General features: G+C 47.7%; 15 protein-coding genes. 10 read left to right on the top strand and 5 right to left on the bottom strand.

All coding sequences use genetic code 11. From position 1 onward, the window contains the following. Positions 1–7 precede the first annotated feature (7 nt). From lpxK to ACJJI0_RS05595, 8 genes are all read left to right on the top strand, one after another. Positions 8–1042, top strand: coding sequence for a tetraacyldisaccharide 4'-kinase (lpxK, locus tag ACJJI0_RS05630; protein ID WP_444885050.1), 1035 nt, complete (start codon positions 8–10; stop codon positions 1040–1042). Continuing rightward, positions 1032–1799: a 3-deoxy-manno-octulosonate cytidylyltransferase gene (kdsB, locus tag ACJJI0_RS05625; RefSeq protein ID WP_444885049.1), complete on the top strand. Its 768-nt coding sequence runs from the start codon at positions 1032–1034 to the stop codon at positions 1797–1799. The genes lpxK and kdsB overlap by 11 nt, the downstream gene beginning before the upstream one ends. Positions 1800–1809: 10 nt before the next feature. Then, on the top strand, positions 1810–2826 hold the full coding sequence (gene murB / locus ACJJI0_RS05620) for a UDP-N-acetylmuramate dehydrogenase (protein WP_444885048.1): 1017 nt from the start codon (positions 1810–1812) through the stop codon (positions 2824–2826). Between the two features lie 481 nt (positions 2827–3307). Continuing rightward, entirely contained in the window at positions 3308–3961 is a 654-nt protein-coding gene (locus tag ACJJI0_RS05615; RefSeq protein ID WP_252085817.1) for a response regulator, read from the top strand. 39 nt (positions 3962–4000) lie between these two features. Further along, a complete protein-coding gene (gene uvrC, locus ACJJI0_RS05610; RefSeq protein WP_444885047.1) occupies positions 4001–5815 on the top strand; it encodes an excinuclease ABC subunit UvrC in 1815 nt (604 codons plus the stop codon). 106 nt (positions 5816–5921) lie between these two features. Next, positions 5922–6488, top strand: coding sequence for a CDP-diacylglycerol--glycerol-3-phosphate 3-phosphatidyltransferase (gene pgsA, locus ACJJI0_RS05605; protein ID WP_252085819.1), 567 nt, complete (start codon positions 5922–5924; stop codon positions 6486–6488). A gap of 264 nt (positions 6489–6752) precedes the next feature. Then, positions 6753–8462 (top strand): sulfatase-like hydrolase/transferase, encoded by a 1710-nt coding sequence (locus ACJJI0_RS05600; RefSeq protein ID WP_444885046.1) that lies wholly within the window; start codon positions 6753–6755, stop codon positions 8460–8462. A gap of 56 nt (positions 8463–8518) precedes the next feature. Then, positions 8519–9475, top strand: coding sequence for a lipid A-modifier LpxR family protein (locus ACJJI0_RS05595; RefSeq protein ID WP_444885045.1), 957 nt, complete (start codon positions 8519–8521; stop codon positions 9473–9475). Positions 9476–9545: 70 nt separating this feature from the next. On the opposite strand, the gene ACJJI0_RS05590 is transcribed toward ACJJI0_RS05595, so the two are convergent. Further along, entirely contained in the window at positions 9546–10019 is a 474-nt protein-coding gene (locus tag ACJJI0_RS05590; protein WP_444885044.1) for an LEA/WHy family protein, read from the bottom strand. Between the two features lie 189 nt (positions 10020–10208). Here ACJJI0_RS05590 and ACJJI0_RS05585 point away from each other — a divergent pair, with 189 nt between their 5' ends. Continuing rightward, positions 10209–11381, top strand: coding sequence for a dipeptidase (locus tag ACJJI0_RS05585; RefSeq protein ID WP_444885043.1), 1173 nt, complete (start codon positions 10209–10211; stop codon positions 11379–11381). A 393-nt stretch (positions 11382–11774) separates the two neighbouring features. Here ACJJI0_RS05585 and ACJJI0_RS05580 read toward each other — a convergent pair whose 3' ends face one another. From ACJJI0_RS05580 to ACJJI0_RS05570, 3 genes are all read right to left on the bottom strand, one after another. Further along, positions 11775–12476, bottom strand: a complete 702-nt coding sequence (locus tag ACJJI0_RS05580) for a glutathione S-transferase family protein (RefSeq protein WP_444885042.1) — start codon at positions 12474–12476, stop codon at positions 11775–11777. A 63-nt stretch (positions 12477–12539) separates the two neighbouring features. After that, entirely contained in the window at positions 12540–13112 is a 573-nt protein-coding gene (gene sigZ / locus ACJJI0_RS05575; RefSeq protein ID WP_444885041.1) for an RNA polymerase sigma factor SigZ, read from the bottom strand. A gap of 340 nt (positions 13113–13452) precedes the next feature. Next, entirely contained in the window at positions 13453–14283 is an 831-nt protein-coding gene (locus tag ACJJI0_RS05570; protein ID WP_444885040.1) for a TauD/TfdA dioxygenase family protein, read from the bottom strand. 691 nt (positions 14284–14974) lie between these two features. Here ACJJI0_RS05570 and ACJJI0_RS05565 point away from each other — a divergent pair. Next, positions 14975–15034, top strand: coding sequence for a hypothetical protein (locus tag ACJJI0_RS05565; protein WP_444885913.1), 60 nt, complete (start codon positions 14975–14977; stop codon positions 15032–15034). Positions 15035–15127: 93 nt separating this feature from the next. Here ACJJI0_RS05565 and ACJJI0_RS05560 read toward each other — a convergent pair whose 3' ends face one another. After that, on the bottom strand, positions 15128–15730 hold the full coding sequence (locus ACJJI0_RS05560; protein ID WP_444885039.1) for a hypothetical protein: 603 nt from the start codon (positions 15728–15730) through the stop codon (positions 15128–15130). Positions 15731–16140: the final 410 nt, after the last annotated feature.

The raw sequence follows: 16140 nt of genomic DNA, 5'->3' as shown, positions 1-16140 counted from the left end.
GCACTGGATGTCACTGGAAGACTGGTTCAACAAGCGCTGGTACAAGAAGGACGGTACAAGCCCTGCCTTATCTCTTCTTACGCCTTTGGAGTTGCTCTATAGCGGAGTGAGTAATCGGCGCAGGGTGATCAGTTCCCGCACCCCACCGGAACCACTATCGGTACCTGTTATTGTTGTAGGCAATATCACCGTCGGTGGTGCCGGTAAGACGCCATTGGTGGCAGAGTTGGCTCGCTGGCTAAAAGAGCGGGGTAAAAATCCCGGGATTGTTAGCCGTGGCTATGGCGGTCGTGCAGAGCAATATCCCTACCAGGTAACTGCTCAGTCTCACCCTCTGGAATCCGGTGATGAGCCGCTGATGTTGCATTTGATCACCGGGGTACCGGTGATGGTTTCCCCCAATCGCAGCGAAGCGGCGAGGGCGTTAGTTGATTACCACCAGTGTGATGTGATCCTCTCCGATGATGGTTTACAGCATTACAGCCTCTGGCGAAGCTTTGAGATCTGCGTGGTGGATGGCAGTCGCGGTCTCGGTAATGAGCATATGCTCCCTCGTGGCCCTTTGCGGGAACCCATTAGTCGTTTACAAAGTGTCGATTTGGTGGTGAGTAATGGCGAGCCTGAAGCCAGTGTGAAACAGCAGTGCGGTGCGCTACTGGAATACCAGATGACTCTGGAGCCTGCCTGCTGGCACCAGTTTAACCTTGATCAGACCTCTACGCTGCGCCTGACCTCAGGACCTGAGCCAGGCCCCTGCCATGGGGTGGCAGCGATAGGAAACCCCAAACGTTTTTTCCGCGCACTGCAACGTATGGGCTACAAGGTGATGGAGCAGCCCTTTGCGGATCATCACCAGTTCAGCCCCCAGGAGCTGCATTTCGATGGCGAGACGCCAGTGATTATGACGATGAAAGACGCGGTGAAGTGTCGCGATTTCTGGGAGAGTCACTGGTGGGCGCTGGAAGTGCGTGCCAAGTTGCCAGATCTTTTTTATCAGAAGGTGCACCAGCACCTGCAACAGTTCTCCAAAGATGAAAAATAAACACTCATTTGATGTCATTATTCCCGCCCGCTTTGGCTCCAGTCGTTTACCGGGCAAGCCCTTGGCAGATATTGCCGGCAAACCCATGGTTCAGCATGTCTTTGAGAGGGCTTGCGAGAGTGATGCAGAGAGCGTCATCGTCGCCACCGACGATATGCGAGTAGCGGAGGCAGTTCGAGGCTTTGGCGGTGAGGTGTGTATGACCTCTGCGGATCACGCATCGGGCACTGACCGCCTACAGGAAGTCGCTGTTAACCTGGGTTTAGCCGATGACCGTATTCTGGTGAATGTACAGGGGGATGAACCCTTAATTCCCGCTCAGGTAATTAATCAGGTAGCCGCTAACCTTGCGGAAAATACCCGCGCCGGTGTGGCTACCCTGTGCGAACCTATTCTTGCGGTGGAAGATTTCCGCAACCCTAATATTGTTAAGGTGGTTGCTGCACAATCCGGGTTAGCCCGCTATTTCTCCCGTGCGCCGATACCTTGGCCGCGCGATGCCTTTGCTGTGCACGCAAATGAGTTGCCGCAGGGGTTGGAACCGCGCCGTCATATCGGTATCTATGCTTATCGTGTAGCGCTGCTGCAAAGTTTTGTTACTTGGCCAGTGGCGCCGCTGGAGCAGTTTGAAGCCCTAGAGCAGCTGCGTTTTTTGTATCACGATGAGAATATTCATGTGGCTGTTGCCTGCGCGGAGGTGCCCGGTGGTGTAGACACCGAGCAGGATCTCCAGCGAATGCGTGAGCTTCTCGGTTAAAGTTACCTGCATGATAGAAACTGATATTGATCTGCAGCCCCACAACACCTTGGCAATTTCGGCTCGTAGCGCCCACTTTGCCAGGGTGCAAAACCTGGATCAGCTGCGAGAGGCATTGACCTTTGCCAGAACACAGAAACTACCAATCTTACCCTTGGGGGGTGGTAGCAATGTTGTGTTGACCGATGATTTCCCAGGTCTTGTTATCCAGGTCGACTTGCGAGGACTTTTAATAGAGCCCAATAGTCAGGGGCATACTATTGAAGCTGCGGCTGGGGAAAATTGGCACCAGCTGGTTATGGCTACTGTCAACAGTGGCATAGGTGGACTTGAAAATCTTGCACTGATTCCCGGTAAGATTGGTGCGGCACCGATCCAAAATATAGGTGCCTACGGTATCGAGTTGTGTGATCGCTTTACAAGCTTGCAGGCCATGGAAGTGGCCACAGGTGAGCTGCACGACTTTACTAAAGACGATTGTGGTTTTGCCTATCGGGATAGTGTTTTTAAAGGGCGTCTGCGCGACCAGTATATTATTACCCAGGTGAATTTGCAGTTGCCACAAGACTGGCAGCCGCGCGTTGACTACCCGGCACTGCGCCAATATATTTCGCAGCACAATTGGGATGCAAACCACCCGACACCTACTCAGATTGCTCAAGCAGTTATTGATATCCGGAGTAACAAACTGCCTTTGCCTACTGAGATCCCCAATGCTGGGAGTTTTTTCAAAAACCCGGTGGTAGATACGGATCTCTATCAGAGTCTAAAAGCAGAGCATCCCGATCTAGTTGCTTTCGCGGCCGGCGAGGATTGGAAGCTTGCCGCTGGTTGGTTAATAGATCGCGCTGGCTGGCGTGGTTTACGACGCAGTGCGGTTGGAGTCCATGAGCGCCAGGCACTGGTGCTGATTAATCCTGGTAGGGGAGCAGGCCGTGAATTAGTACAGCTTGCTCAGGATATTGCTGCCGATATACATTCAAAATTTGGTGTTTCCCTCGAGCCGGAGCCACGCTTTTACCCTTAAAACTCAGTAAATAACCTGCCTTTCGAGTATTCGCAAAGTGCGAGCCCCAAGTCCTGTCTGGTTTTGATGACAGGACTTTATACTGGTTTCTATAAAGAATTCTGCTATAGCTGTTAGAAATATAAAATCTATTGACTATTGCAAAGTACAAAATTTTTTTTTATTTCTTGAATTTTCGTTTCCTCAAGTCATGGGGCAAAGGCCGGCTTGAGTGCAGAATGATTAGCTGTTACGTTTCTAGGTTATAATTAATCGCTATATACAAGCCAAGATCCTGCGGCGAAACATCAGTTAAACAGCATTTGAGACGGTTGTGGCGCTTTGCAGTAGCGTTTTTGTCTGGTATGTTGCGACTGGATTCTTGGGGAGGATCTGCGCGGAGTAGTTTCTCCGTGAGTAAAAAGAAGAACGCAGTTCAAGAGCACGCGCGAGGGGATTGTACGCCGCGTAGCCACTGCACTTATCCGTAGTTGGGGATAGCTTGATCAAAGTCTTAGTGGTGGATGATCACGACCTTGTGCGAATGGGGATTTCGCGCATGTTGAGTGACGTCGAGGATATTGAAGTTGTTGGCGATGCGAATTGTGGCGAAGAAGCGCTGGAATTCGTGCGTGAGACTGCGGTTGATGTCATCTTGATGGATGTAAAAATGCCAGGAATGGGTGGCTTGGAGGCGACCCGCAAGCTGTTAAACCGCTGTCCTGAAGTCAAAGTAGTGGCTGTTAGCGCCCTGGATGACGACCTGTTTCCTGGCCGCCTAATGCAAGCCGGTGCTATGGGCTATGTGACCAAGGGGGCAGATCTTGAAGAGATGGTGCGTGCAATTCATACAGTAATGAATGGTGGAGTTTTTATCAGCAACTCCATGGCTACCAAAATGGCTCTGCGCAATGTCTCAGGTCAATCGGATAACCTTTCTCCCTTTGAAAAACTTTCTAAACGTGAGTTGCAAACTGCGGACATGATTGTGAATGGAGCCAAGGTTGCTGAGATTGCCAAGTCCCTTTCGGTCAGCCCTAAAACCGTAAATAGCTACCGTTATCGGATATTTGAAAAGCTGAATATTAACAGCGATGTGGAATTGACCTTGCTTGCCGTCAAGTACCAGATACTCGACCCCGAAGCAGCGCTCTAATATCCGTGTATTTACTGAAGCGGCAAGACCGGTTGTCAGATGTTCGATAGCAAGCGTTTTCTCTCTACAGTTACCCGTAAGCCTGGCGTCTATCAAATGTTCGATGCCAGTAACCATATACTTTATGTGGGTAAGGCGAAAAATTTACGCAATCGGCTTGCCAGTTATTTTCGCAGCTCTGGGCTCACAGCCAAGACCATGGCGCTGGTGCAGAAGATCGGCAACATCGAAGTAACTGTTACTCGTAGTGAAACCGAGGCATTAGTACTCGAACAGAGCCTGATTAAATCCCAGAGTCCGCCTTACAATGTGATGCTGAAAGATGATAAGGGCTATCCTTACATCTTTCTTTCCAGTGTTGACACTTTTCCCCGTATAGCACTCCATCGTGGAGCTAAGCGAAAGAAAGGCCGCTATTTTGGTCCTTTTCCCAACGCCTCTTCTGTGCGTGATAGCCTGAATTTTTTGCAAAAGACCTTTCGTATTCGCTCCTGTGAAGACAGTGTGTTTCGCAATCGATCCAGGCCCTGCCTGCAATATCAGATTGAGCGCTGTACGGCACCCTGTGTAGACTTCATCAGTCCCGAGGAGTATCGCCAGGATGTACGCCACGCAGAAATGTTTCTCACTGGCAAGAGCGATAATATTATTCGTGAACTGGCCGATGAAATGGATGAAGCCTCAAGAGCGTTGGAGTTTGAAAAGGCCGCGCGCTTCAGGGATCAAATATCCGCACTACGGCGTCTTCAAGCGGATCAAGTGGCAGAGGGTGATACGGGGGATGTTGATGTCCATGGTGTTGCCACCGAGGGTGGTAGCTGCTGTGTGCATGTACTCTTTATCCGACAGGGGAGGATTCTTGGTAGTCGCAGCTTTTTTCCCAGTGAGCGATTGGGCTTAAGCCACCCTGAATTACTTTCGGCCTTTGTGGCTCAATTTTATCTCGGTAGTCCAAGAGAAATTCCCCGTGAAATTCTAGCCTCGGAATCTATAGAAGATGTGGTTCCGCTGCAGCAGGCACTCGGTGCTCAGGCAGGGCGAGACATTTCAGTTACCCATAAACTGCGAGGCAAGCGCGCTACCTGGGTGGAAATGGCCCAGCAAGCGGCTCAGCAGAATTTAAGTAGCCGCACTGCAGCGCAGCAGAAGTTGTTTAGTCGTTTTGAGGCCCTTCAAGAAGTGCTTGGACTGGAACAGTTGCCTGAGCGGCTGGAATGTTTCGACATCAGCCACTCCTCGGGTGAGGCCACGGTTGCTTCTTGTGTGGTTTTTGATTCAGGCGGTCCAGTTAAGTCAGATTATCGTCTCTTTAATATTGATGGCATTCAGGCTGGTGATGATTACGCTGCAATGGGGCAGGCACTTAAGCGTCGCTATACGCGCCTATCAGGAGGTGAGGGGAAGTTCCCTAATATCCTGTTAATTGACGGTGGCAAGGGGCAGGTCAGTCAGGCGGTGGATACCCTCAATGGCCTGGGCGTTGTAGGTGTTCAGATAATCGGAGTGGCCAAGGGCACTACCCGTAAAGCAGGTTTTGAGACCTTACATATCGTTTCCAGTAATCAGGAACTGGTACTTTCGGCGGACTCCCCGGCATTGCACCTGATTCAACAGGTTAGAGATGAGGCCCATCGATTTGCAATTACCGGGCACCGCGCGCGGCGTGACAAAAAACGAAGGGAGTCCCCTCTGGAGGGTATTGCTGGCGTGGGCCCTGCACGTAGACGCGCATTGCTTCGCCATTTTGGCGGTCTTCAGGAAATTAAGAAGGCTACAGTGACAGAAATTGCTAGTGTAGATGGCATCAGTCGCAAGCTTGCGCAGGATATATACTCGGCACTACATCACGAGTAAAAATGCAGGGCACAGGCGGCGGATTTTTTCTCCGGGTTTCTCATTGAGCGTTTCAATTTGTCCCACAGCTTGATAACGTACGCCCTCCGCAAGAACAGAGAAAAGTATGACACTCGCCAACCAACTTACACTGCTTCGCGTCGCACTGATACCTGTCCTGGTTTTGGTTTTCTATTTACCTTATAAGTGGAGTTACATTGCTTCTGCAGTTATTTTTTCAGCTGCCGCGGTTACCGACTGGCTTGATGGCTACCTGGCAAGGAAACTTAATCAGAGCACTGCCTTTGGCGCCTTTCTTGACCCTGTTGCAGATAAGTTAATGGTGGCTACTGCGCTTGTATTACTTGTGGGCCTGCACAAAAGTGCCTGGTTCACGGTGGCTGCAGCCATTATTATCTGCCGTGAGATCGCGGTCTCAGGTTTGCGCGAGTGGATGGCAGAACTGGGGCAGCGCAGTAGTGTTGCTGTGTCCTATGTCGGGAAGATAAAAACAACTGCACAAATGGCGGCAATCATAGTTCTTCTCGCTTTTGATGTCCGCGACTTTCCTGTAATGGAAACTCTGGGCTATCTACTGCTGTATATTGCCGCGGCTCTGACCCTTTGGACCATGGTGATGTACTTACGCGCAGCCTGGCCTGTATTGATGGCAGATAATCATAAGTCTCTGTAACCTAGATCCCTGTTATTGCCGATCTCGTTATTTTAGGTGTCCTTCTGTATGCTGTGGGGCACCTATCCCTCCATGACTTAAATTCTTTCCTTCCTGTCGGAACCACTGGGCCTTTGTAGGGCCTGGCCACTCATAAAAACTTTCTAGTTGTCGCCACTTATAGCGCTCCCATGACACCTTTCTTCTAGAGTGATGCATTGGGGTTGTAACACAGTTAATAAAAGTATTGCACTTCCAGCCACACTTACTGAGGGAGGATGGACTGTGACAGTGAGGCAAATCTTGATCGGGTTGCTGGTGTTTCTGAGCTGGATGCCTGTGCAGGCACAGATAGTACATGACGCTGAATACTATGTGTTGAAAATGCAAAATGGTGAGCGCTGGCAGCAAGAAGACTCAGAAATAACCAGGCGGTTACAGGCTCTACGGGATAAATATGGGCAGCCCCCCAATATTGTTTTCCTTCTCTGGGATGACACGGCCTTTGGTGCTGTTGGATTTCCTGCATTACAAAAAAATTTCGGTTACTCAACACCAAACTTAAATAAGATGGCCGCAGAGGGTATCAACTTTACTCGCATGTACTCTGAACCTTCCTGTACTCCAACCCGCGCTGCTGTGCTTACCGGTCGCCATCCGGTGCGCTTTGGCATGGGGGCTGTGGGGATGCCCCATGAATTTTCTGGGCTTCGTGCTGAGGAAGTAACCATTGCGGAGGTGCTGTCCAGAGCCGGGTATGCCACTGGGTTCTTTGGGAAAGGCCACTTAGGAGATATTGAGGAGAGCTACTTGCACAACCAGGGGTTTGATGAGGCGTTATTTACCCCAATGAACCAGATAACCTCTCTTTTTAACCCTCAAGCTAATGCCGTAAATGCGGTGCTGGGTATGTTTCCTGAGATATACCCTCCAGACCCTTATCGCCTGGATAACCCCGGTTTGGTTCCCACCGGTTGGGTCATGAATATTGAAGGTGAAAAAGGACAGCCTGGTAGGGAGTGGTGCGGGACTTCCAATGAGTGTTTCAGCAAGTTCGACCCCGAGGCGGAGCGTCGTACCATAGCGTTCATTCGTAAGAACGCTGAAGCCAACAAGCCTTTCTTTGTGGCCTACTGGCCTAATTTTTTGAATTTTATGGCCGCCTTTATGCCCAAGCCATCCGTTTCTGGTCTGATGGTGGCGGATTCATTTCCCGCAGTGGATGACTTCGCCGGCCAGTTAATGGCGGAGCTACAAGCGCTGGGTATCGCAGAAAACACTCTCTTTGTAGCCATGGCAGACAATGGTCCCATGGTGCACAGTCCCCCTGCGGGTTGGGGTATGCTCCCCATGTTATATCGGGGAGGCAAAGGGGATTTCACTGAAGGAGGGGTAAGAGTCCCAGCCTTTGCCTGGTGGCCAGGTATGGTTCAACCCGGCCAGGTAGTGGGAGATATTATTCATATCGCCGACCTGTACACCACATTTGCCAGGCTTGCTGGCGCCTCTGAGTATATTCCAACCGACAGAGTGGTGGATGGTTTGGATCAGACTGCACTGCTGCTAAATGGCGATACCCATAGTCGTCGGGATTATGTCTTTATCTATACCGGCAACCAACTAGGAGCTACGGTAAAAGGGCGCTATAAGCGTCACTGGATAGGCGCTGGTGAGGTTGCGTCTTCAGGGATGCCAGAGGCCTACTACGATCTTTACATGGACCCGCGTGAGGAATATCCGCAATTAGTGCCTTTGATATACACCCAAGGGCAGTTCAATCATATGGTTGCACGGCATCGGCTCTTTAAGAAAAAGTATCCTGATGTGCCAAGCGGAAAGGGTATCCCCTACACCGGGCTTGCCAATGCGCGCCCTGAGACCAAAGCCATTGGCCAACGAGTTCGAGCAGTCGTGGAAGAAATGCCATTTAGCATTGAGGAATACCTGGAGTTTCAAATCCCTGGGGCCGATAAGGTTGGGGATTGGGGGCATTAATCACCGGATTTTGATCTGGACAAACTGGTTCAATCATTCGAGAGGGCAGGTTAAGGGTGCTTATTAATAGAAAAAAACTTTCAGCTTCTATTGTCGGTTTGCTGTCTGTCTGCCACGCCTCAATGCTTTGTGCGGATGACTCACCAAAAGGGAAGTTACAGCTTGAACTAGTAAATGATGCACTTTTCCAGACAGACAGAGACTATACAGGCGGTTTCTTTGTTCGTTGGAGCCCTATAGGAAAGCCCTACACCTTGAGGTTTGGTCAGGAGATTTATACTCCAGATCATCTTGGTAGATCTGAACCCATTAATGAAGAGCATCCCTATGCAGGTTGGAGCTATTTAGGCATAAGATACAAATATCAAATTTTAAATCAGTGGATGATTGATTTAACACTTGATGCCGGAACAGTCGGCTCTAGAGCGGGCGCTCGCCAAACACAGAAATTTATGCACTGGATTGTCTCGTCTTCTCCCCCCAAAGGATGGGATTCCCAGGTCTTCAATGAATGGGGACTGATGCCTGAGCTTAAGTTAGATTATCACTTACTCCAGAATGTCATATGGGGCACAAGCTATCGACTAGTGCCTTACCTTCGTTGGAAAACAGGTAATATCGTCAGGGACTTTGGTGCAGGGGTGCGAGTTTTATTGGGAAGCTCTTTACCCGCCTTTAGTGCCGCGTCCTCCCCCCTTGAGGGTGGGCGTTACTGGTATTTACAGGCTGGGTTAGAGCATAGAACTGTGCAAAGGAATGTATTGATGGAGGGCAATTCAAAGACTAAGGGAGGAGTAAAAATCTTCAGCTACGGTGTCACCCCTGAGAAGGAGGTGACGTTTGCGAATATCGGCGCTTTCTTTGGTCGAAACTCTTACGAATTCGGCTTGAAGATCATGTATAACACAAAAATTTATGAGTCCCAGTCCCACCCTGACGAGGGGTTCCTCAGTCATAACAGTGCACCAATGGGTAACTTTGTAATGTCCCTGATCCTTACCAAGCAAATTTAGCGGGTGAGTAATGAGGAGGGCAAGCAGGCCGCCCTCCACAGACCGACAAGTAGTAAATCAAGCTAAAGAGTTACCGATATTGGTTCAAGTGAATGACCCCACTTCTATTCACCTTAATTGAGGGAAGTAGTGATCTACGCAAGCCTATTTTTGCTTCTAGTTCATAGGGTATTGAGTGCTGATTTAAGTTAATGAGGTTTACAGCGGCAAAGATTGAGCCGACTATGCTGGCTGTTGCATCCACAGCGATATCATCCTGGCCGTAGGGGGCGATGGGCATCAGGTTATTTGAGGTTCCCGTCAAAACCTTATGCCCACCTAGCCGCAGAGTGTAGAAAAGACCGGAGAGTGTCAATTCACTATTGTTTGGGTTGAAAACACGAAGGTGGATTCGGAATCTGAGATTATTGCCATCTCTTGCAGGAAGAGGTTCCACGGCAACCACTTCTACTTCAGGTTTTTGGAAGCTCGGTGAAAGTGCCGCACAGCCACTAAATAGTACTGCAATCAATAATATCAGAATAAATCGATAATAATTTGTCACTATGATTCCTTGGTTTTCCTAATTATTGGCCTGGACATCAGATTAAGGTGATATTGTGCATATATTTTGAACGTATTGATTTTTAATTGATCGTTGAGTGTTTCCAAACCTAGCTGGCTCCTGACATGCCGCAACGTCTCAGGTTATAACCCCAATCGTGTACAAGACTACTGGCATCAGGAAATCATAATGAAGACTTGGCTTATAAGTTTGACAGCAGTGGCATTAATATTGTTCGCGAGCTGGAAATGGCTTTTGCTGCCAGGAATTGAGCGAAGTTTAAACAAGATTAGTGTTGGTGAGCCCCCTAAAATTCCCGAACAAGCTGAAGCTTTGCATAGATCACTCATTGTTGGTGATTTGCATGCAGATAGCTTCCTCTGGTCTCGTGATTTGTCAAAGGAGGTAAACTATGGCCATCTGGATCTACCCAGGGCACGGCGTGGTAATTTGGGAATGCAGGTTTTTACCTCTGTCACTAAGTCTCCCCGGGGCATGAACTTAAATGAAAACTCTGCTAGTGCTGGTGACAATATAACCTTACTGGCAATTGCTCAAGGTTGGCCGCCGCGAACATGGAATAGCTTGTTGGAGCGGGCACTTTTTCACTCTGAAAGGGCCACTAAGCTACAGGAATCTTCTCCCGAGAAATTTCGCATTGTGCGTAATGCGGAAGATCTGAGGCAAGTCCTCCAGGCCCGGCAACAAGGCGCTAGCACCCTCGCAGCAATTCTTGGTATTGAAGGGGCCCACCCATTAGAGGGTGAGTTATCCAATATTGACCGCCTTTATGAGGCCGGTTTTCGAGTGATGGGATTACAGCACTTTTTTGACAATGAACTGGGTGGATCTTTGCATGGGCAAAGTGGGGCTGGTTTAACAGAGTTTGGTCGGTCAGCTGTGCAGGAGATGGATAAACGTTCAATTGTTATCGACGTAGCCCACTCCTCAGAGCCTGTTGTGAGGGATGTGTTGGCTCTGACCAAAAGGCCTGTAATTATTTCTCATACTGGCCTGAAAGGTATGTGTGATTCACCGCGGAATATTAGCGATGACCTAATGAAGGAGATTGCCGATCAAGGGGGCTTGATCGGCATTGGATTTTGGGAAGAAGCGGTATGTGATAATAGCCCTCACAATATTGTTAAAACAATCCGCTATGCCATAGATCTATTAGGGGTTGATCATGTTGCCCTTGGTTCAGATTATGATGGCACTGTTGAAGTTTCTTTTGATGCTGGTGATTTGGGGATTTTGACCGCAGAAATGCTAAGTCAAGGGTTCACTGAAGAGGAAATTCGAAAGGTCATGGGTGAAAATATGCGAGACTTTTTCCTGAAGAACTTACCCCAAGGGGATTGAAATTTACTTTCTGAGGTTATTCGAGAGAGAGTTGTCATTCCAACCTGTAAGAACTGGATCAGAGTTATTGGGATGTATTCGGGAGATGGTGATTCTTGAAGGGCATGTGAATCACTATCCATTTGTTCCGAGCCTGACAATCTCCTAACAATTTAACTTCATCTAGATATTAATCCAGACATCTAGAAATATCTGATCTCGCATAACATTGTAACATCAAGGGTAAATAGGGTTGCTTTGACTTGTTGACTACTATGAGCTCCGAAGTAGTTGCAGTGAATAAAATGACAAGGACTAATGATTTATTCGAGTTATGTAGTATGTTTGTGCTGGGTAAATTGAGACGCTTTCTCTTAGTACGCCCCTCTTTCAAGGGGCGTGCGGTAGAGAAAATTAGCAGCAACTCCCATTGGCGCAAGAGTTATCTAGATTGTGGGTGCTTGCCTTGTTACCTCCAAGAAAAGTATTTTCTGATAGGTAGAAATCTGTAAAGAGCTTTTCAAAATCTTCAGGTACTGATTTTTCTGGCAATCCAGTATTCAGAATGGCAGTTTGCCATGCCTTTACTTTTGGGTAGTCGACAATGAAGTCGTACCCGGAACGTGCTTTGATAATGGCAGCTCGGTGAAGAAGTGGTAGCCAGGCAATATCGACATTACTTAGCGTCGCGCCTTTAAAATATGGCCCCTGTCCTAAAGCCTTTTCAGCTCGCTCAAAAACTTTGCTCAGTTTTTCGCTGCGCTCAGCCAGTGTTTGCTCATCTTTACTACGTTGAGCAGAGCACTGTAGCAAATAGTTCTTTGCTGCCTGGTAACTCCAGGCTCGGTCGCGCGCACGTTGTTCTGGAGTGAGCCCTGACTCTAGAGGTGGGGCTATTTCATTTAAGTACTCAACAATCGCATCGGACTCAAAGAGGGCCTCCCCAGAATCGGTGATCAGAACTGGTACCTGGCCAGTGGGCGAGATATCCAGGAACCACTGAGGTTTATCATTCAAGCTAATGTATTCAATTTCATAGGGAATCTCTTTTGCTTCAAGAAGGGCGGTTACTCGCTGAACAAAAGGGCATATTTTAAAGCTGACAACCTTGATCATAATTCGTCCTCGTCATTGGTTTGTATTTATATGACGGAGGCTTTTTGAAAAAGACGAAACTATTTAACAATTTTTATGGTGTTTTGATTTCGGCACATAATCGATCACTGTTCCATGGCTGTCGTGAGTGAAATGGCAGCAGTCCTCAAATAGTTTGCGCAGTTGGCTTCTACCTTTTTGTACTCTGGATTTTAAGGTGGAGTAGGGGATTTTATGCTCTGTCGCATAAGATTTTTGTGACTGACCTTCCAGTTCAATAGCCTTTAGTAGAGCAGCTGACTCCTGTGGGAGCGCGTTAACAAAAGGCTCTATACAGGCTGATAACCTACGCTGCGTTTCTGAATCCTCTTCAGGTAACAACAAGTTGTCTTCGAGTTCTACTTCCTTGAGCCTTCCATTTTCACGGTAGAAATCAATAACTGTCCTGTTGGCTATCTGAAATAGCCAAGATTTGATACTTTTTTGATCCCTTACTGTATGGAGATTCCTGTGAATCTTTATCAGGATCTCTTGGAGCAGATCATCAATTGCATCGGCAGATGAAACCTTTGAGCTGAGAAAAGCTCGCAGGGCTGAACGATATTCTTTCCAAACAGAATCAATAGTCATATTTTTTATCGCTCTTGCGTTATGCATTTTTTTGACCAGCTGGTTTCAGCCACCTGTTCGAAATTAGATGAGAAGAACCCTTTCGCTTTCATCTAAGTTTAGCGGCGGTGCAAGACACTAATCAAATCCAGTAGATAAGAGTCGGTTAGAGGGTAGGGCCAGGTGTGTAGAGAAATCACTAGAGGAAGGTGGAGTAACTGGATACTTCTCGGGGGTCGAGCTTTGTCTAGAAGTTGCCTTTTTTAATAGTCGCTAATGACACATACTTAACCGTTGATGATTAAAGCCCCGGCCAGTGTGAGGAGGCTACCTGGGGCGCAGCCGAACCTTTTCACTGACCGGTGAACTGCGACGCCCCAAACTCTGGTCAGACAGCTTCTAATGCTCTTCCGGCAAGAGTGATACGGTGCATTAGGCGGAACTGTCCCTGATAATCATTTTCGGCAGAATGCCAGGTAGAGCGGTTATCCCAAAATGCGACTGAGCCCGGCTCCCAATTGAAGCGGCATGTATAGCCATTAGTGAGCACGTGGGCAAATAGGAAGTTCAATAGAGGTCTACTTTCCTCAGGTGTCCATCCCTCAAAGCGCAGTGTGAACCCTGGATTTACATAGAGAATCTTGCGCCCGTTATCGGGGTGCTGGATTACCACCGGATGAATCGCTTCTCCAACTTCGTTGACGCCCCCAAGTTGTGATGACAAATCTGTTGATTGGTAGTAACCATCCTCACCATATACGTGGACATTGGAATGTACGGCCCTAAGTGTTTCCAGTGTTTGCTTTAGCCCATTGGAAAGACTTTCGTACGCCTTTTGTAGGTTGGCGAAGTGGGTATCGCCTCCGGATTTGGGTAATTCTCTGGCAACCAGAATCGAGCCGAGGGCTGGTTCCTGATCATAAGAATGATCAGTATGCCATCCACCGCCTACATTGGTTTCCTGATCTTTCTCCTTGCGTACTTCAGCGATGCCTGGATATTCCTGAGTGTGGGTAAAAAACTTATTGATGACAATTTCGCCCCAGCGGCGGGCAAAGGTCAGGTGCTCCTCAGGGGATAGAGACTGGTTGCGAAAAAATAGCACGCCATGATCAGCGAAAGCTTGGCGTAGGTCGCTTAGCTCGGTACTAGATAAATTAGCTAGCTGTATGCCTTCCACGAGCGCACCACAGCCTGTTGAGAACTGAGAGATATGCATGATAGGTGTCGCATCAAATGAATGTCATCGCATAATAAGATATTCGTAAAGAGGTTCAACCTTTTGTAATTCACTTTTCCCATTGATTTTGGCTCTATCAAAATAAAAGGAAATAAAATTAATGAGTTACAAAAATTGATATATTTTGCGTCATATTTCTATAGATCTATAGCAACTATCTCATAACGCAACTTTGATGCTAAGCAAAAAAATCTCAATATTTAATAACTTGATGTACTTCCTGAGTTCCGTGCTGGTTGCACATTCATCTGGTGCGACCTTCTCTAGAAATTACTCTGAATGGCCATATCTCCCACAGAGTAATGGCTATCCTGCGGGTATTAGGTGCCAAAGTGGAGGTTTACAGTCTTACATGTATTCCTACATGCCTTACCCCATGAGCCCAATTACTACAGTCGCAGCGCCGTAGTGCAGACCCCATACTCCACCGATGCGACGGGGTGATCGTGCGGCTGGTAAGAGAAACCATTGCGGATTGATAGCCTCCCGGCTGCCGCTTTATGAAAGCAGCAGCCGGGCTAGAAGTAATAATCCCCCGTGCCCTGAGTCGGGGCAATGGGGCAGGGAAGGGGAGATCATGCAGGCGATGGACTGGATTAATGAAAAGTTTAGGCGCGGGAATTTGTTTTTAGGGGCCGAGGGTATCTAGAAAAAGTGGAAGATACGTCAGGTGTTTACATCGCCTGCCTATACGACTCTATGGGGAGATTTGCAGAGGGAAGTAACTTAAGGGGTGGTATAGCATTAGCTTTATGGATAAGTGTTTCACTAGATATTGGCTTTGAATAGCGAAGATGAAAAGATATAACCACTGGTTGTACGTTTAGCTGCCGATATTTAAAACTACATTTTTGTGCGGCGAATATACAGAAAGTGAGTCCTCTTTTTCGCCGATAGTAACTTCAATCCAATGAAATCCAGAAGATTCAATATTGATTGAGTGCTTGACTTTTTTATTGTTGAGATTCACAAATCCAGAAAGGGTGCAAGGCCTATCGAAATACACCAGCATAAGGTAATTGCCGCTTTCAGAAAGTGCACTAGCCTCCACGTTCTGTTTTGTTTTGCTGAAATAACCGTAAATACTTATTCTCGCCAATTGTGTGTCAGCAGGCTTAATACTTAAATTAGAGTTTTCGTTTGGTTTAGCGAGTTTCGCTATGAAAGGCAAAAATTCATGTTTTTCTCGTTTCGTGGGCCAGGCTACGCTTTTTGAATCATCAATTTTTACAAGCCACAGTGGACTGTTAAGAGGCTGCCCGAAAATAGCTCCAGGGATCACCCCGAATTCTATAGATAGCTCGTTTTCTAAATTTATTACAGAAGATAGCTGAGGATGGACTTTTGTGTAAACTGAAATACCTTCTATTGCATGCAATGTGGCTGGATAGAAGAAAATGAAGATGAAAAATCTTAAAAATCGCACTTTATCTCCTTGCGTATAATGCCTCGTATAGGGGTGGAAAAATAAGCGCAGCGTTTTGGCTGTCCCAGCATCCATCGGGAGCGATTGTGGCGGTTTGTTAGGCGCTAGCAGCGACCTCGCTATAGACAATTTTTAATGAGTCTGGTGATATGAGGCTTGGAGCTCGGTGATTCTCTGAATCTGGGCTACTCATGCGAACACTAAAACCGTGCTGAGACAAAATGGCGAGTTCCCGGAGTGATTCAACTCGAACGTAGTCTTTTTTAAAGCGAGACATGCTGGCAACATATCTACCGCACTTATGTTTATGCGGTTCAAGTACCGTTCCAGCTTCATTACCTCTAGACACGATGTAATTGATTGTAACTACTTCTGACATCGATATTTCCTTATGGGCCCCTAACGTCTCT

It is taken from the genome of Microbulbifer mixtoriginis (SeqCode) (assembly GCF_052466695.1).
The sequence above is the reverse complement of the archived record's forward strand: the minus strand, read 5'-3'. Positions and strand labels throughout refer to the sequence as shown.